Origin of the sequence: Streptomyces sp. NPDC013457 (genome assembly GCF_043089925.1) — a bacterium.
Lineage (GTDB): Bacteria > Actinomycetota > Actinomycetes > Streptomycetales > Streptomycetaceae > Streptomyces.
Genome location: NZ_JBICBL010000001.1, coordinates 222,493 through 236,986 on the forward strand (window position 1 = coordinate 222,493; position 14,494 = coordinate 236,986).

Genomic DNA, 14,494 nt, shown 5'->3' on the forward strand with positions numbered 1-14,494 from the left:
GTGCGTCTACGACTCGTCGAGCATGCCCTTGCGCAGTTGCTTCAGGTTGCGGGAGAGCAGGCGGGAGACGTGCATCTGGGAGATGCCGAGTTCGTTGCCGATCTCCGACTGCGTCCGCTCCTCGACGAAGCGCAGATGCAGGATGCGGCGGCTGCGTTCGTCGAGTTCCACCAGCAGCGGCGCCAGCGTGTGGAACTCCTCGAAGAGTTCGAGCGCCGGGTCATCCACTCCGATGAACTCGGCCAGCGCCGTGGCGTCGTCCTCGCCGTCAGGGCCGATCGCCGCGTCGAGCGACGCGGAGTTGTATCCGTTCGCGGCGATCCGTGCCTCGATCACCTCGTCCTCGGAGAGGTTCATCAGGCTCGCCAGCTCCGCCACGCTCGGCGAGCGGCCGAGCCGGGAGCTCAGCTCGTCGGTGGCCTTGGCCAGCTCCAGCCGCGCTTCCTGCAACCGGCGCGGCACGTGGACCGCCCAGGAGGTGTCACGGAAGAAGCGCTTGATCTCACCGACGATGTAGGGGATGGCGAAGCTGGTGAACTCCACCTCCCGGGAGAGGTCGAAGCGGTCGATGGCCTTGATCAGACCGATGGTTCCGACCTGGACGATGTCCTCCATCTCGTCGCCGCGGGCCCCCCGGAAGCGGCCGGCCGCGTAGCGGACGAGCGACATGTTCATCTCGATCAGCGTGTTGCGTGCGTACTGGTACTCATGCGTCCCCTCCTCCAACACCGCCAGCTTGTCGAAGAACACCTTCGACAGCTCCCGCGCGTCCTTCGGAGCGACCTTGCGGGGAGATTCGAGTGCGGGAAGGTCCTCCGCACCCGTCTCGACACCAGTCCTCGTATCCGTCGTCACCTCGGTCGGCACTCTGATGACCTTCTCTCGTCCGTTGGCAGCGATTACCCCCCGTGCGGGCTTCGCCTACCCCCACTTTCTCAGAACATGTCAGTCGACTTTCAGTCATATGTTTCAAGCCAATGAGAGCCGCGCCCGCACCCGCTTCCCGGTCAACTCCGGCTCCACGCGTACGCTCTCACACACTGCCACCACGATCTCGAGCCCGTGCTGGCCGATGCGCTGGGGATCGGGGGGCCTGGGGACCGGGGCGGCGTCGAGCCGGTCGGCGACCGAAATGTCCAGGGCGTCCTCGAACCATTCGAGAAGCACCCGGAAGGGGCCCGGCGCGTGCCGTACGGCGTTGGTCACCAGTTCGCTGACCACCAGGCGGGCCACGTCGACACGCTCCTGGGGCACCGGTCCGCCTCCGGCGGCCGGCGCGGCGGTCAGGAAGTCGGCCGCGAAGTCGCGGGCCGACGCGATCGTCCTCACCCCCATGTCGGCGTCCTCGAAGGCCACGCTCGCCGACAGTGACGGCCGACGCACGGCGCTCGCCGTGCCGTTCGCCTCATCCATCGTCCGTCCTCCTTCGCATGATGTCGTCCTTTCCCCTGTCCGTCGGATTCCCCTCTGTGCCCGCCGCACACCGCGCCCACCCGGTGGAGGCGATGCGGTACGTCGAAAAGGCCGTGGGCGCCACCCCGTCGAGGGATGGCGCCCACGGACACGACGTGCGGGCTACCAGCGGTACCAGCGGCTCGTACGCCCCTGAGGCCGGACCACGAAGCCCAGCAACCAGAGGATGAGCGCGAGCACGGCTATCCACCACAGCGCCTTCACCGCGAAGCCGGCGCCGAAGAGAACCAGCACGATCAGCAGAACCAAGAGAAGAGGAACCATTCCTATCCACCTCCAGGCTCTCCGCCTGCCCCGCACTTCGTCAGACATCCCTGCGAATGAGCGAGTTCCTCGCTACGGCAGCGCGGCGCCGCGGGCGGCGACCCACAGGGCGTACCACTCGTCGTGGCTCAGGTCCGGCTCGCCCGTCGCCGCGTCCCGGCAGGCCCGGATGCGCTGGGGGTTCGACGTACCGATGACGGGGGCGATGCGGGCCGGGTGGCGCCGCAGCCACCAGAGCACGATGGTCTCGGGTGTGGTGCCCTTGGCCTCGGCGAGCGAGGCCACCAGCGCGGCCGTGGCCGTCTCCTCCGGGGTCCCCGGAGCCGCCCCCGTGTAGCGCCCCTGGGCGAGCGACCCCCACGCCTGCAGTTCGATGCCATGGGTCAGGCAGTGCTCGACGGTGCCGGCGGGGAAGCCGTTGGCCGCGGACTCCGGGGCGTTGACGAGGACGCCGTCCTCCAGCCAGGCGCGCCGGTGCAGGCTCATCTCCAGCTGGTTGGCCACGAGCGGCAGGTCCATGTGCGCCTGGAGCCGGGCGATCTGCGCTCCGTTCATGTTCGAGACACCGAAGCGGCGGACGAGCCCCTGCCGGTGGAGCGAGGTCAGGGCGTCGGCGATGTCGGCCGGGTCCGCCAGCGGGTCGGGGCGGTGCAGGAGAAGGACGTCGAGGACGTCGGTGCGCAGCCGCCGCAGACTCTCCTCGACCCTGCGGACGATGGAGGCGCCTCGCAGGTCGTACAGGCCGGGCCGGTTCCCTTCGGGCAGGCGGATGCCGCACTTGGTCTGCAGGGTGATCCGCTCACGCAGTCCGGCCGAGCGGGCCAGGACCTCGCCGAACACCGCCTCCGACTTTCCGTGCCGGTAGATGTCGGCATGGTCGAACGCGGTGATGCCGCTGTCCAGCGCCGCCTCGACGGCGGTCTCCGCCTCGTCGATGTCGGCGGCCGTGTGGGGCGCCGGGTCCCAGCCTCCCCCGAGGCCCATGCAGCCGAAGAGGAGGCGGTGGTCGGTCTTCTCGGGGGTCGTCACCGGGCCACTTTCGCACACGTACTCGACACGGTGCCACGACCCCTCGACGCGTGGCTCCTGGGCCGGGACGGGCCGCACGCACGCCAGAAGCCCCCATGGGGCCATGGGGGCTTCTGCGCTCCGCGGTGGCGGGGCCGGGTCAGGCCCGGAGCAGCCGTTCCGTCACCTCGCGGTAGGTCCGCAGGGTGAGCCGGAGCTGCTCGGTGTCGGGGCCCGGCCCGTCCGGGTCGCCGTTCTCCTGCCAGCCCGCCCGCAACGCGGTGCTGCGGTCCCGCAGCGCCGCGATGAGCTCTCGCTCCGCCTCGGCGAGAACCTCGGCCGCCTCGGCGACCGAGCCCTGGGGCGAGTCGACGAACCCCGCGAGCGCGTGGTGCAGGCGCTGCCCGAGGCGGTCGCGCTCGCCCTCGCCGAGGAGCTGTCCGGCCGGACCTCCGTCGGCGTCGGCGGCGGCACCGTGTCCCGTACCGGTCGCGGAGCCGACGCCCCGCCGGTCGCCGTGCCGGTCCGTCGTGTCCCGTCCGCGAGGTGCGGCGGGGGTCGCGGCGGGAGCGTTCGTGCGGCTCCCGCCGCTCCGGCCCGTGGCACCGGGGTCGCCGGGCGGGACTGCGGACTGGGGCGCCTTCGACAGCGGCATGGCCGGAGGCGGGTCAGGCGGGGTCGGCGGAGCAGGCGGAGTCGGCGTGCCCGACGTGCGCGGGGCGGGAAGCGGGGGCGGCGGCGGGGGCGCGCCGCCCGCCGGCACCGTGGGAAGGCCGGTGCGCTGGGCGGGTACGGCCGCGGAGGGCACTCCCCCGTTCCCGGTGGGCGCCGGCCCTCCGGCGCCGCCCGCCGCGCCCGGGGCCTTCGCGGCCTCGGGTGCGGTGTCCCGCCGCGCGTCGCCCTCGGGCCCGCCCGCTGCCCGCCTGTCCCGGTTCTCGCGTGACATCACGCACCACTTCCCTTCGGCTTGAGGAGATGCCTGCGGTCGCGCCCGGCCACCGGTCGTGTCCGCGCGCTCTCCGTGGCGGTCGGGCTCCCGGCCGCCGTCAGGTCCTCGAACAGGGCACGCGCGTGCACCAGCGCCTCACGCAGCTCCTCCGTGGAGGCCGCGTCGGAGCGCACCGCGCGGCGTACCGCGCGCAGACCCTCCACGTGGTGCGGATGGTGCACCGACAGGGCGGCGAGCTGTTCCTCGCGCCGCTCGGGCTCCGGGAATCCCCGCGTCGCGGCGATCCGGGTGAGGAGCTCCTCGGCATCGGCGACGGCCTGCCGCGGCGCGTCGACGAAGCGCTCCTGGAGCATCGTCCACTGAGCGGTGTAGTGCTCGCGAACCGCGTGCTCCAGCGGCAGAGGGCGGATGCCGCCGTGCCGCTCGGCCCGCTCGCGCAGATCGCGGTGGGCGGCCTCGCTGTCGCCGCCGTGCCTCTCCAGCGTGCGGTCGTACTCGGGGCCGAAGCGCCGCCTGAGGGAGCGCGTGCCGCTGCCCGTGCCCATGCGGGCCCGGAGCAGGAGACCGGCCGCCAGTAGTGCGGCGACCACCGCCGCGAGAACGAGAACTGTGGTCAGGGTCGACATTGGCTGCCTTCCTGGATCGTGACTCCTGGCTGGCTTTTCGCCACTGCTTGTTGGGCGCCTGTCGGTTCGGCTTGCCGCTTCCGGGGCGGTCAAACCCACAACAACCGTCGTAGCCTCGTAACCGTCGCGGTCGACCGGCGCGGCCTGGGCCGTACGAGGGTAGGAGAACAGCATGGACGGTTCCCTCTGGCTCCTCGTGGCCCTGGTCCTGCTGCTCGTGGCGGCGGGGTTCGCGGCCGTACTGCTCGTACGCGTCTTCCAGGCGCGCCGGCTACTGGTGGACGCCGGTGTCCCGCTGCAGTCCAAGGCCCTGTTCTGGGCGGCGGTGGTGTACACGGTCTCGCCGATCGACCTGATCCCGGACCCGGTCTACCTGGACGACATCGGCGTGCTCCTGGTCGCCCTGAAGGCCCTTCACGCGGCGGCCGCGGGGAGCGGGGCCGCCGCCAGGGGGTCGCGCGCGCGAACGGACGCGTCGGTCAGCCGTCCGGAGAGGGTTCCGCCGCCCCAGTAACCCGTGGGCCCCGACGTGCGGCGGGGGACGACGGGCGTCAGATTGGGGGGTATCCGCCCCATTGGGCGGACACGCTTCGGCGGGCGACGACGGAGGAGCCCCTCATGACGACCCACGGGCGGCTGCCGCAAGTGGTGCTCCTCGTCGGCGTCGCCGGGTCGGGCAAGACGACCGTGGGACGTCTTCTCGCGGAGCGGCTCGGCTGGGCGTACGAAGACGCGGACGAGTTCCACTCCGATGCCGACCGCGCCCTGATGGCCGCCGGGCATCCCCTGTCGGACCGCGACCGGGAGCCGTGGCTCCGCGCGGTGCGGGAACGGATGGACCAGGTGATCGCGGCCCGCCGGCAGGCCGTCGTGAGCTGCTCGGCGCTCAAGCGTGCCTACCGGGACAGGCTGCTGGCAGGGCGCCCCGAGGTCCTTCTGGTGTACCTGCACGGCTCACGTGAGTTGCTGCGCTCCCGGCTGGCCGCGCGGCACGGTCACTTCTTTCCTGCGGAGCTGTCGGACAGCCAGTTCGCGACGCTCCAGGAGCCCGAGCCCGACGAGCACGCGGTGGTCGTGGAGGTGGACCGGCCTCCGGAGGCAGTCGTCGCGACGGTCCTGACGATGATGTCCCCCAGCCTCACGGGCACGTCCTGGAGGCTGGTCCGGGGAGATCAGAGCGCCGTCGTGGTCCAGCTGGGCGGCGCCCTGCGCGACTACTCCGTCGACGGCCGGCCGCTGCTCGACGGGTTCTCCGAGAGGTCCGCCGTGGGGGGCGGGCGAGGGCAGCTGCTCGTCCCGTGGCCGAACCGCGTGGGCGACGGACGGTACCGGTTCGAGGGCAGGAGTCTGCAACTCCCCCTGAACGAGGTGGAGAAGGGCAATGCGATCCACGGGCTGCTCCGCTGGGTCCTGTGGCAGCCGCTCGCCCGCACCGAGGACGCGGTGATGCTCGGGACCACGCTCTGCCCCCAGCCGGGGTATCCGTTCCTCCTCGATGTCCGTGTCGAGTACCGGCTCGGGCCGGACGGTCTCGCCGTCGCCGTCCACGCCACCAACTCCGGTACGGAGCACGCGCCGTACGGCGTCGGTCAGCATCCCTACCTGACGGTCGGCACCCACCTCGTCGACAGCGCGGTGCTGACCGTTCCCGCCCGGTATCTGCTGCGTACCGACGACCGGGGTCTGCCCGTCGGACGCGAGCCCGTCGACGGCACCCCGTACGACTTCCGCACGGCCCGCCCCATCGGCGATCTGCGCCTGGACACGGCATTCACCGGACTCGACCGCGGCTCGGACGGGCGAGCGGTCGTGCGGCTCGCGCACCCCTCGGGTCTGCACGGAGTCGATCTGTGGCTGGGTGAGGGAACCCGGTACGTGCAGGTGTTCACGGGTGACACCCTGCCCGGACCCGAACGGCGGCGGGGTGTGGCCGTGGAGGCGATGTCCTGCCCGGCGGACGCGTTCCGCAGCGGTACGGACCTCACCGTCCTGCGGCCCGGGGCGACCCACGTGCTCCGCTGGGGTCTGAGCCCGTGGAGGAACGCGTGACACATTCCGAAAAGCCGTCGCGGGGCGCGCAGGCCGGGGAGATGACGTCGCAGGACTTCCGGGCACTCTACGAGCGCCTCAGGGCCGGGGCGGCGCCGCCGACGGTGGAGGGGCCGTGCGGCGCGCTCCGCCTGCTGACGCCCGAACGGGTGGCGGCGGCCGCCGCGGAGGTCCGCACCGGACGCACGGTGTCGCTGGCCGCTCCGATCGACACCGAGCGGGGCCCCGACGACCCCGAGCCGGCGGTGCACCGGATGACCGGACCGCGTGCGGGCGACATCGGCGCGGACGGACTGTACTTCGCCACGGACCGTTTCTCGATGAACGTGCACGGCGACGCGGACAGCCATCTCGACGCCCTCTGCCATGTCCTGTTCGACGGGGAGCTGTACGGCGGTGTGCCGGCGAGCACGGTGACGGCCGAGGGCGCCCGCATGCTCTCCGTCGACCGGCTCGGGAACGGCATCGTGGGACGCGGCGTCCTGCTGGACATCCCGCGGCTGCGCGGTGTGCCGTGGCTGGAACCGGGCGACCATGTCACCTCGGGCGATCTGACGGCGGCGGAGGCCGCGCAGGGGGTCCGCGTCGGGCCTGGCGACCTGCTGTTCGTGAGGGTGGGGCACCGCCTCCGGCGGACCGAACTGGGGCCCTGGAAGGCGGCCGGGGCGCGGGTGGGCCTTCACCCGACGGCCGTGGAGTTCCTGGCCGAGCGCGAGGTCACGGCCCTGGGCGGAGACGGCAACAACGACACGGCGCCCAGCGCGGTGAGCGACGTCGCCTTTCCCGTCCACGTGCTCGCCATCCACGCCATGGGCATCCACCTCATGGACTATCTGCGGTTCGAGGACCTCGCCCCGGCCTGCGCGGAGGCCGGGCGCTGGAGCTTCCTGTGCGTGGTCGCGCCCCTGCGGCTGACCGGGGCGACGGGGTCGCCGGTGAACCCGATCGCCGTGCTGTGAGGGCAGGTCGGGGGGCCCGCAGAGGACTCCGCGCTCCGGTCGCCGTCCCCGAGTGGGCCGGATACGTTCGAGGGAGGTGGGACCGCCGGCCTCCCGGCCGGCGGGGGCGCGAGGTGCCCGACACCAGGTCGGGGCCGTGATCCCAAGGACGGTGGTCGCCGTGGGCGACGCCCCTCACTACGACGTCATCATCATCGGCACCGGTGCCGGCGGAGGGACTCTGGCCCATCGCCTGGCGCCCTCGGGCAAACGCGTCCTCCTCGTCGAACGCGGTGGCCACCTTCCGCGCGAGCGGGACAACTGGGACTCGACCGCCGTGTTCGTCAAGGGCAAGTACCGGGCCCCGGAGTTCTGGCTCGACAAGGACGGCACCGAGTTCCCGCCCGAGGTCAACTACTACGTCGGGGGCAACACCAAGTTCTACGGGGCAGCCCTCTTCCGGCTGCGGCCCGAGGACTTCGGCGAACTGCGTCATCACGGAGGGATCTCACCCGCCTGGCCGATCCGGTACGAGGATCTGGAGCCGTACTACACGCAGGCCGAACACCTGTACCTGGTCCACGGGCGGCACGGCGAGGACCCGGGCGAAGGCCCCGTCAGCGCGCAGTACGCCCATCCGCCCGTGGAGCACGAACCGCGCATCCAGCAGCTGAGCGACGACCTCGAGAAGCGTGGCCTGCACCCGTTCCACCTGCCGATCGGCGTCAATCTGACCCAGGAGAACGGGGGCCGGCCCGCCCACTCCAGTGTCTGCATCCGGTGCGACCGGGTCGACGGCTTCCCGTGCCTGGTGCGCGGCAAGTCGGACGCCGAGGTCATCTGCGTCGAGCCGGCGCTGGAGCACCCCAACGTCGAGCTGGTCACGCATACGCAGGTGGTGCGCCTGGAGACCGACGACGGCGGGCGCCGTGTCAGCGCGGTCGTCGGCCGGCTGCCCGACGGTTCGGAGGTCCGGTTCACCGCGGACGTGGTCGTCGTCTCCTGCGGGGCGGTCAACTCCGCGGCGCTGCTGCTCGCCTCGGCGAACGAGCACCATCCCCGTGGCCTCGCTAACAGCTCGGACGTCATCGGCCGGTTCTACATGCGGCACAACAACCTGGCCCTGATGGCGGTGTCGAAGGAACCGAACGACACAGTGTTCCAGAAGACCCTGGCCCTGCACGACTGGTACTTCGGCGCGGACGACTGGGACTTCCCGCTGGGCGGCATCCAGATGCTGGGAAAGTCGGACGCCGAGCAGATCCACGGCGAGGCTCCGCGGTGGGCCGGAGCCGTGTCACCCGACATGCCGTTCGAGGTACTGGCCCATCACGCCGTCGACTTCTGGCTCTGCGGTGAGGATCTGCCGCTCGCGGACAACCGGGTCACCCTCGACGGCGACGGCCGTATCCGGCTCGCCCTCGACGAGACGAACAACATCGAAGGTCTGAAGCGTCTGCGGCACAAACTCCAGGGAATGCTGGGCCACTTGGGCATGCACGAGCACCGGCTGCTGTCGCACAGCATCTACCTGCACAAGGGCATGCCGATCGGAGCGACGGCGCACCAGGCGGGCACCGTGCGCTTCGGCAGCGATCCCGCCGCCTCCGCGCTGGACGTGAACTGCAAGGCCCACGATCTCGACAACCTGTACGTCGTCGACACGAGCTTCTTCCCGAGCATCGGCGCGGTCAACCCGTCCCTGACGGCCATCGCCAACGCCCTCCGCGTCGGCGAACACCTCCTGGCCCGGCTGGGCTGAGCGGCCCCCGGCCGCTGGTCCGTCCGGACGAAGAAGGTGGACCCAACGGCCTAAGGGCGATTCCGAGGACATGCCCGCCGCTCCCTCGGGTGGTTGCGTGGTGCAGCCCGGCCGGGTCGACGCCGGGCGGCACATCCGCGCGGCGAGGAGGCAGGACGGCATGGACTCCACTGGGGAACAACCGCAGAGTGTGATCCCGGCGCGTTTGCTGCAGGGCCAGAAGGCTCTGGTCACCGGTGCCAATTCGGGCATCGGCAAGGCCACGGCGATCGGTCTGGGACGAGCCGGCGCCGATGTCGTCGTGAACTACGTGGCGGGCCGCGAGGCGGCCGAGGAGGTCGCCGCGGAGATCGCCTCGCTCGGGGTGCGCTCGGCGGCGTACGAGGCGGACGTGTCCGACGAGGGCCAGGTCGTCGCCATGATGGACCGGATGGTCGAGGAGTTCGGCACCATCGACGTGCTGGTGGCCAACGCGGGACTGCAGCGGGACGCCCGGCTCACGGACATGACCATGGCCCAGTGGCAGAAGGTCCTCGACGTCAACCTGACCGGCCAGTTCCTCTGCGCGCGGGAGGCCGTCAAGGAGTTCCGGCGCCGCGGTGTGGTCCCCGAGGTGTCCCTCGCCGCCGGAAAGATCATCTGCATGAGTTCGGTGCACCAGGTCATCCCCTGGGCCGGTCACGTGAACTACGCGTCCTCCAAGGGCGGCGTGCAGATGATGATGCAGACACTCGCCCAGGAGCTGGCGCCGGAGAAGATCCGCGTCAACGCGGTCGCCCCGGGGGCGATCAAGACGCCGATCAACCGCGCGGCCTGGGAGACGCCCGAGGCGCGGAAGGACCTGCTGAGGCTCATCCCGTACGACCGGATCGGCGACCCCGACGACATCGCCAACGCCGTCGTCGCGCTCGCCTCCGACCTCATGGACTACGTGGTGGGGACCACGCTCTACGTGGACGGAGGCATGACCCTCTTCCCCGGCTTCGCCACCGGCGGATGACCCGCTCCCGGCACTTCACATCCACGAACGGCGAAGGCACGTATGCCCACCTCTCTCCACCTGCTGGCGGAGGCCCCGGCCCAACTCCTGCCGGCCAGGGAACTCATGGCCTTCACACTGGCCTCCCACATCATCCTGGTTCCGCTCGGCGTGGCCTTCCCCTTCATCACCCTGGTCATGCACTACCGGGGGCTGCGCCGCAACGACGCCACGGCGCTGCTCCTGGCACGGCGGTGGTCGGCCGTCATGGCGGTGCAGTTCGCGCTGGGCATCGTCACCGGCACGGTGCTGTCGTTCGAGTTCGGGCTGTTGTGGCCGGGCCTGATGGGACGGTGGGGTGACGTCTTCGGTGTCGGATTCGGCGTCGAGGCGTGGGCCTTCTTCCTGGAGGCCGTGCTGATCGCCATCTACCTGTACGGATGGCGCCGGCTGAAGCCGCGTACGCACTTCCTCCTGGGACTCCCCCTGCCGTTCGCCGCCCTGCTCGGGGCCTTCGGCATCCTGGCCGCCAACTCCTGGATGAACACGCCCCAGGGCTTCTCGCTCGACTCCGAGGGCAACCCGGTCGACGTGGACGTCTGGAAGGCGATCTTCACGCCGATGTTCGGCCCGCAGTACTGGCACTTCGTCGTGGCGATGGTGCTCACCGCGGGTTTCATGGTGTCCGGTGTCTACGCCATGGGCTGGCTGCGTGGCCGCCGGGACCGCTACCACCGGCTCGGCTTCGCCGTTCCGTTCACCATCGCCGCCGTCGCCGCGCCGGTGCAGTTCGTCCTCGGCGACTCCATCGCCCGGTCGGTGTTCCACAAGCAGCCGGTGAAGTTCGCCGCGCTGGAGATCGTCTGGAAGACCGACACCCGAGTGCCCGAGTACCTCTTCGGGAGACTGCAGGAGGACGGCACGGTCTCGGGAGGCATCAAGATCCCGCTGCTCGACTCCGTGCTTGCCGGATTCAGCCCGAACACCGAGGTGGTGGGGCTGACCTCCGTCCCGGCGGACCAGCGGCCCACGGCGACGCAGGCGACCATCGCCCACTGGGCGTTCGACCTCATGGTCCTGATCGGTTCCGTGCTGGTGCTGCTCGCCCTCTGGTACGGGTTCGTCTGGCTGCGGCACCGCCGTCTGCCGGCCTCGCCGTGGTTCTACCGCGCCGCGGCCTGTGCCGGCGTCGGCTCGGTCGTGGCCGTCGAGTGCGGCTGGATCGCCACCGAGGTGGGGCGCCAGCCCTGGATCGTCTACCAGAACATGCGGGTCGCCGAGGCCGTGACCTCGACGCGCTCCACCACCCTGTGGATCATGCTCGGGGTGGTGATGGTGGTGTACGTCTTCCTCTTCGGCTCGTTCCTCGTCGTCCTGCTGAAGATGCGCACGCGCTGGCGGCTCGCCGACGCGGAGCAGGCCGCGGGGGGTACCCCCACGCCGGAGGCAGACATCCCCTACGGACCGCGGGCCTCGCTTCCCGCGGACGACGTGACCGCCGGCGGCCCGGGAGCGGGCCGGTCCGGGGGTGACGGCCCGTGACCGCCGACCTCATCGCCGTGGTGCTGCTGCTGGCCGTCACCGCGTACGCCTGTGCGGGCGGCACCGACTACGGGGCCGGCTTCTGGGACCTGACGGCCGGAGGGACGGACCGCGGCCGGCGCCCCCGCTGGCTCATCGACCACGCCATGGCTCCCGTGTGGGAGGTGAACAACGTCTGGCTGATCTTCGTCCTGGTCATCATGTGGACCGGCTTCCCCGTCCTGTTCCAGACCGTGTTCTCCGCGATGTGGCTCCCGCTGGCGCTGGCCGTCGTCGGCATGGTCCTGCGGGGCGCCGGCTTCGCCCTGCGCAAGCCCACCCGGCGGCTCGCCGGGCGGCGTCTGTACGGTGCCGTGTTCGCGGTGGCCTCGCTCGTCACCCCGTTCTTCCTCGGCGCCGCCGTCGGCGGGATCGCGTCGGAACGCGTCTCTCCCGGCACGGAGGCCTCGGCGGACGTCTGGACGAGCCCCACCTCGCTCGTCTTCGGACTGGTCGCGATCGCGACCACCGCGTTCCTCGGGGCGGTCTTCCTCATGGGCGATGCCCGCAGGTTCGACGCCCCCGACCTGGTCGGCTACTTCAGGCGGCGGGCGCTCGGCAGCCTCGCCGTGCTCACCGTCCTGGCGGTGGTCACCGGTTGGGTCACCCATGAGGACGCCCCCTACATCTGGCATGGCCTCACCCGTGGCCTGGGACTCCTGTTCGTCATCTTCGCCGGGGTGGCCGCCCTCGCCACCGCCTGGCTGCTGTGGCGGGCGGCCGGAACGTGGGTGCGCGTCACGGCTGTCGGCGTCGTCGCGTCCGCCATCATCGCCTGGGGCATGGCCCAGCGCCCCTACCTGCTCCCCACCTCGCTGACCGTGGCCGACGCAGCGGGCTCACCGTCCACGCTGACGTGGCTGGCGATCGTCACCCTGGTGGCGCTGGTGGTCGTCGTGCCGGCCGTCGTCCTCCTCTACTGGCTCGACTCGCACGGCGAGCTGGAGGAGCTCACCGACTCCGAGCTGCGCGGGCGAGGCCGGACGGCCGGTGACGGCGCGGCACCCGACAGTTGACCGCCCGCCTGTGCTCGTCCTGGACACCCCCTCGCGCCCGGACTCCGCCGGAAGGAAGCAGCCGTGACCGACGACGAGATCCTCATCGGGCTCGCCCTGACGGTGGTGCTCGCCACCGGTTCGCAGATCCTGGCGAGCAAGCTGCGCGTCCCGGCCCTGATCATCCTGCTTCCCGTCGGCTTCGCCGCCGGTGCTATGACGGACCTCGTCCACCCGGACAAGTTGCTGGGACAGGACTTCTCGGCCCTGGTGTCGTTGGCCGTCGCGGTGATCCTCTACGACGCCGGCCTGGGGCTCGACCTGCGCAAACTCGCCCACCACACCCGCGGGATCGTGGGCAGGCTGCTCGTGTACGGCCTCCTGCTCACCTTCCTCGTCGTCTCGGCGGTGGCACCGGCGATGTTCGCCATGCCGCTGCGCGTGGCCGCGATGCTCGGCATGATCCTCGTCGTCTCGGGCCCCACCGTCGTGGGGCCGATCCTCGACTTCGTGCGGCCGAGCGACAAGGTGCGGCGCATCCTCATCTGGGAAGGGACGCTGACCGACCCGATCGGCGCGATCCTCGGCGCCCTCACCTTCCACGCGGTCGCCTCCTCGCACCAGGTCGACATCGGCCGGGGCTACCAGCTGGGTCAGTTCCTGATCAGCCTCGCCGTCGGACTGGCGGGCGGGGTCGTGGGCACCGCGCTGTTGTGGTTCGCCCTGCGCACCCTCCGGCTCGGGGAGACCCTGGGGACGCTGGCGCAACTCGCCGTCGTCATCGGCGTGTCGGCGGTCTGCGATGTCGTACGGGACGACACGGGACTCATCGCCGCGATCGTGACGGGACTTGCCGTGGCCAACATGCGCGGCTTCGACATGCCCGCGCGCCGGCCCTTCTTCGAGACCCTGGTCCAGCTCATCATCGGGCTTCTCTTCATCTCCATCTCCGCGACGGTCACCCCGGCGTCCCTGGTGCCGGTGCTCCTTCCCGCGCTCGGCCTGATCGCGATCCTCGTCCTGGTGGTCCGGCCGGTCGTGGCCTTCGGCGCCGCGGCACGTACCGATCTCTCCCGGGGGGAGCGGGCCTTCGTCGGATGGATGGACCCACGCGGCATCGTCGCGGCGGCGACGGCTTCCACCTTCTCCGCCGGTCTGGTCGAGCGGGGGGTGTCGGGGGCGGCGAAGATCCTTCCCGTCACGTTCCTGGTGATCGTGGGCACGGTTCTCCTCTACGCACTGACGGCGGCCCCGGTGGCCAGACGGCTGGGCGTCGTCAAGACGACGGGCACGCGCGTCCTCCTGGTGGGCGGCGAGCCCTGGGTGGTCGAGCTGGGCAAGGCCCTGCGCTCCGCCGGCCTCGACATGCTGATGTGGGCGGGCGTCGACGAGCAGCGGAAGCGGATCAAGGCGGCGGGTCTCGGCCTGGCCAAGGGCGACCTGCTGGCGACGGCCATCAACCCCGGGGCGCGTCTGGAGGGTGTGACGGCCGTCTTCCTGGCGACCGACGACGACGACTTCAACGCGCTCGCCTCGATCGTGATGCAGGACAACGTCGACGGGCCCGTCTACCGGGTGGGGCCGCCGCCGGACAGCCACGGCGTGGTCGCTCCGTACACCGGCGGCGACATCCTCTTCGGCCGCCCCCTGGTCCGCCACGTGCTCGCGGAGCGTTACGCGCGGGGCGCCCGGTTCGTCGTACACCCGGCCGCCGCCCCCCTGCCCCCGGAGCATGACACGCTCTTCGTGGTGCGGGCCGACCACCAGCTGGACCCGGTCACGGAGACGCGGAAGAGCGCCCCTCAGGCAGGGGACACGCTCGTCCTCCTCGGGCCCGCACCGGCCGCGGCGACCACTCCCCCGCTCTGAG

Annotated in this window: 14 protein-coding genes; 8 read left to right on the top strand and 6 right to left on the bottom strand. The window is 71.4% G+C overall.

Annotated elements, in window-relative coordinates; all coding sequences use genetic code 11:
* Positions 1 to 6: 6 nt before the first annotated feature.
* From ACF1G2_RS01030 to ACF1G2_RS01055, 6 genes are all read right to left on the bottom strand, one after another.
* Positions 7 to 867, bottom strand: coding sequence for an RNA polymerase sigma factor SigF (locus ACF1G2_RS01030; protein ID WP_391796175.1), 861 nt, complete (start codon positions 865 to 867; stop codon positions 7 to 9).
* A 102-nt stretch (positions 868 to 969) separates the two neighbouring features.
* On the bottom strand, positions 970 to 1,413 hold the full coding sequence (locus ACF1G2_RS01035) for an ATP-binding protein (protein WP_391796176.1): 444 nt from the start codon (positions 1,411 to 1,413) through the stop codon (positions 970 to 972).
* 162 nt (positions 1,414 to 1,575) lie between these two features.
* On the bottom strand, positions 1,576 to 1,737 hold the full coding sequence (locus ACF1G2_RS01040) for a hydrophobic protein (protein ID WP_391796177.1): 162 nt from the start codon (positions 1,735 to 1,737) through the stop codon (positions 1,576 to 1,578).
* A gap of 72 nt (positions 1,738 to 1,809) precedes the next feature.
* On the bottom strand, positions 1,810 to 2,766 hold the full coding sequence (locus ACF1G2_RS01045) for an aldo/keto reductase family oxidoreductase (RefSeq protein ID WP_391796178.1): 957 nt from the start codon (positions 2,764 to 2,766) through the stop codon (positions 1,810 to 1,812).
* Between the two features lie 139 nt (positions 2,767 to 2,905).
* On the bottom strand, positions 2,906 to 3,691 hold the full coding sequence (locus ACF1G2_RS01050) for a hypothetical protein (protein ID WP_391796179.1): 786 nt from the start codon (positions 3,689 to 3,691) through the stop codon (positions 2,906 to 2,908).
* Positions 3,691 to 4,320: a hypothetical protein gene (locus ACF1G2_RS01055; RefSeq protein ID WP_391796180.1), complete on the bottom strand. Its 630-nt coding sequence runs from the start codon at positions 4,318 to 4,320 to the stop codon at positions 3,691 to 3,693. The genes ACF1G2_RS01050 and ACF1G2_RS01055 overlap by 1 nt, the downstream gene beginning before the upstream one ends.
* A 172-nt stretch (positions 4,321 to 4,492) precedes the next feature.
* On the opposite strand from ACF1G2_RS01055, the gene ACF1G2_RS01060 reads away from it, so the two are divergent.
* From ACF1G2_RS01060 to ACF1G2_RS01095, 8 genes are all read left to right on the top strand, one after another.
* Entirely contained in the window at positions 4,493 to 4,834 is a 342-nt protein-coding gene (locus tag ACF1G2_RS01060) for a YkvA family protein (RefSeq protein ID WP_391796181.1), read from the top strand.
* 104 nt (positions 4,835 to 4,938) lie between these two features.
* Positions 4,939 to 6,369, top strand: a complete 1,431-nt coding sequence (locus tag ACF1G2_RS01065; RefSeq protein ID WP_391796182.1) for a gluconokinase, GntK/IdnK-type — start codon at positions 4,939 to 4,941, stop codon at positions 6,367 to 6,369.
* Between the two features lie 41 nt (positions 6,370 to 6,410).
* Entirely contained in the window at positions 6,411 to 7,328 is a 918-nt protein-coding gene (locus ACF1G2_RS01070) for a cyclase family protein (RefSeq protein ID WP_391797008.1), read from the top strand.
* Positions 7,329 to 7,488: 160 nt separating this feature from the next.
* Complete coding sequence (locus ACF1G2_RS01075) at positions 7,489 to 9,069, top strand: GMC oxidoreductase (RefSeq protein ID WP_391796183.1); 1,581 nt, start codon at positions 7,489 to 7,491, stop codon at positions 9,067 to 9,069.
* A gap of 160 nt (positions 9,070 to 9,229) precedes the next feature.
* Positions 9,230 to 10,069: an SDR family oxidoreductase gene (locus tag ACF1G2_RS01080; RefSeq protein WP_391796184.1), complete on the top strand. Its 840-nt coding sequence runs from the start codon at positions 9,230 to 9,232 to the stop codon at positions 10,067 to 10,069.
* Between the two features lie 42 nt (positions 10,070 to 10,111).
* On the top strand, positions 10,112 to 11,590 hold the full coding sequence (locus ACF1G2_RS01085) for a cytochrome ubiquinol oxidase subunit I (RefSeq protein WP_391796185.1): 1,479 nt from the start codon (positions 10,112 to 10,114) through the stop codon (positions 11,588 to 11,590).
* Positions 11,587 to 12,645: a cytochrome d ubiquinol oxidase subunit II gene (locus ACF1G2_RS01090; protein WP_391796186.1), complete on the top strand. Its 1,059-nt coding sequence runs from the start codon at positions 11,587 to 11,589 to the stop codon at positions 12,643 to 12,645. The genes ACF1G2_RS01085 and ACF1G2_RS01090 overlap by 4 nt, the downstream gene beginning before the upstream one ends.
* Before the next feature lie 63 nt (positions 12,646 to 12,708).
* Positions 12,709 to 14,493 carry a cation:proton antiporter gene (locus tag ACF1G2_RS01095; RefSeq protein WP_391796187.1) on the top strand — a complete coding sequence of 595 codons (1,785 nt, stop codon included), beginning with the start codon at positions 12,709 to 12,711 and terminating at the stop codon, positions 14,491 to 14,493.
* The last annotated feature ends 1 nt before the right edge of the window (position 14,494 follow it).

Excerpts from the sequence above, each read along its gene's own strand:
- ACF1G2_RS01035 (WP_391796176.1), bottom strand. The coding sequence starts at position 1,413 with ATGGATGAGGCGAACGGCACGGCGAGCGCCGTGCGTCGGCCGTCACTG.
- ACF1G2_RS01040 (WP_391796177.1), bottom strand. The coding sequence starts at position 1,737 with ATGGTTCCTCTTCTCTTGGTTCTGCTGATCGTGCTGGTTCTCTTCGGC.
- ACF1G2_RS01050 (WP_391796179.1), bottom strand. The coding sequence starts at position 3,691 with ATGTCACGCGAGAACCGGGACAGGCGGGCAGCGGGCGGGCCCGAGGGC.
- ACF1G2_RS01055 (WP_391796180.1), bottom strand. The coding sequence starts at position 4,320 with ATGTCGACCCTGACCACAGTTCTCGTTCTCGCGGCGGTGGTCGCCGCA.
- ACF1G2_RS01060 (WP_391796181.1), top strand. The coding sequence starts at position 4,493 with ATGGACGGTTCCCTCTGGCTCCTCGTGGCCCTGGTCCTGCTGCTCGTG.
- ACF1G2_RS01065 (WP_391796182.1), top strand. The coding sequence starts at position 4,939 with ATGACGACCCACGGGCGGCTGCCGCAAGTGGTGCTCCTCGTCGGCGTC.
- ACF1G2_RS01070 (WP_391797008.1), top strand. The coding sequence starts at position 6,411 with ATGACGTCGCAGGACTTCCGGGCACTCTACGAGCGCCTCAGGGCCGGG.
- ACF1G2_RS01080 (WP_391796184.1), top strand. The coding sequence starts at position 9,230 with ATGGACTCCACTGGGGAACAACCGCAGAGTGTGATCCCGGCGCGTTTG.
- ACF1G2_RS01085 (WP_391796185.1), top strand. The coding sequence starts at position 10,112 with ATGCCCACCTCTCTCCACCTGCTGGCGGAGGCCCCGGCCCAACTCCTG.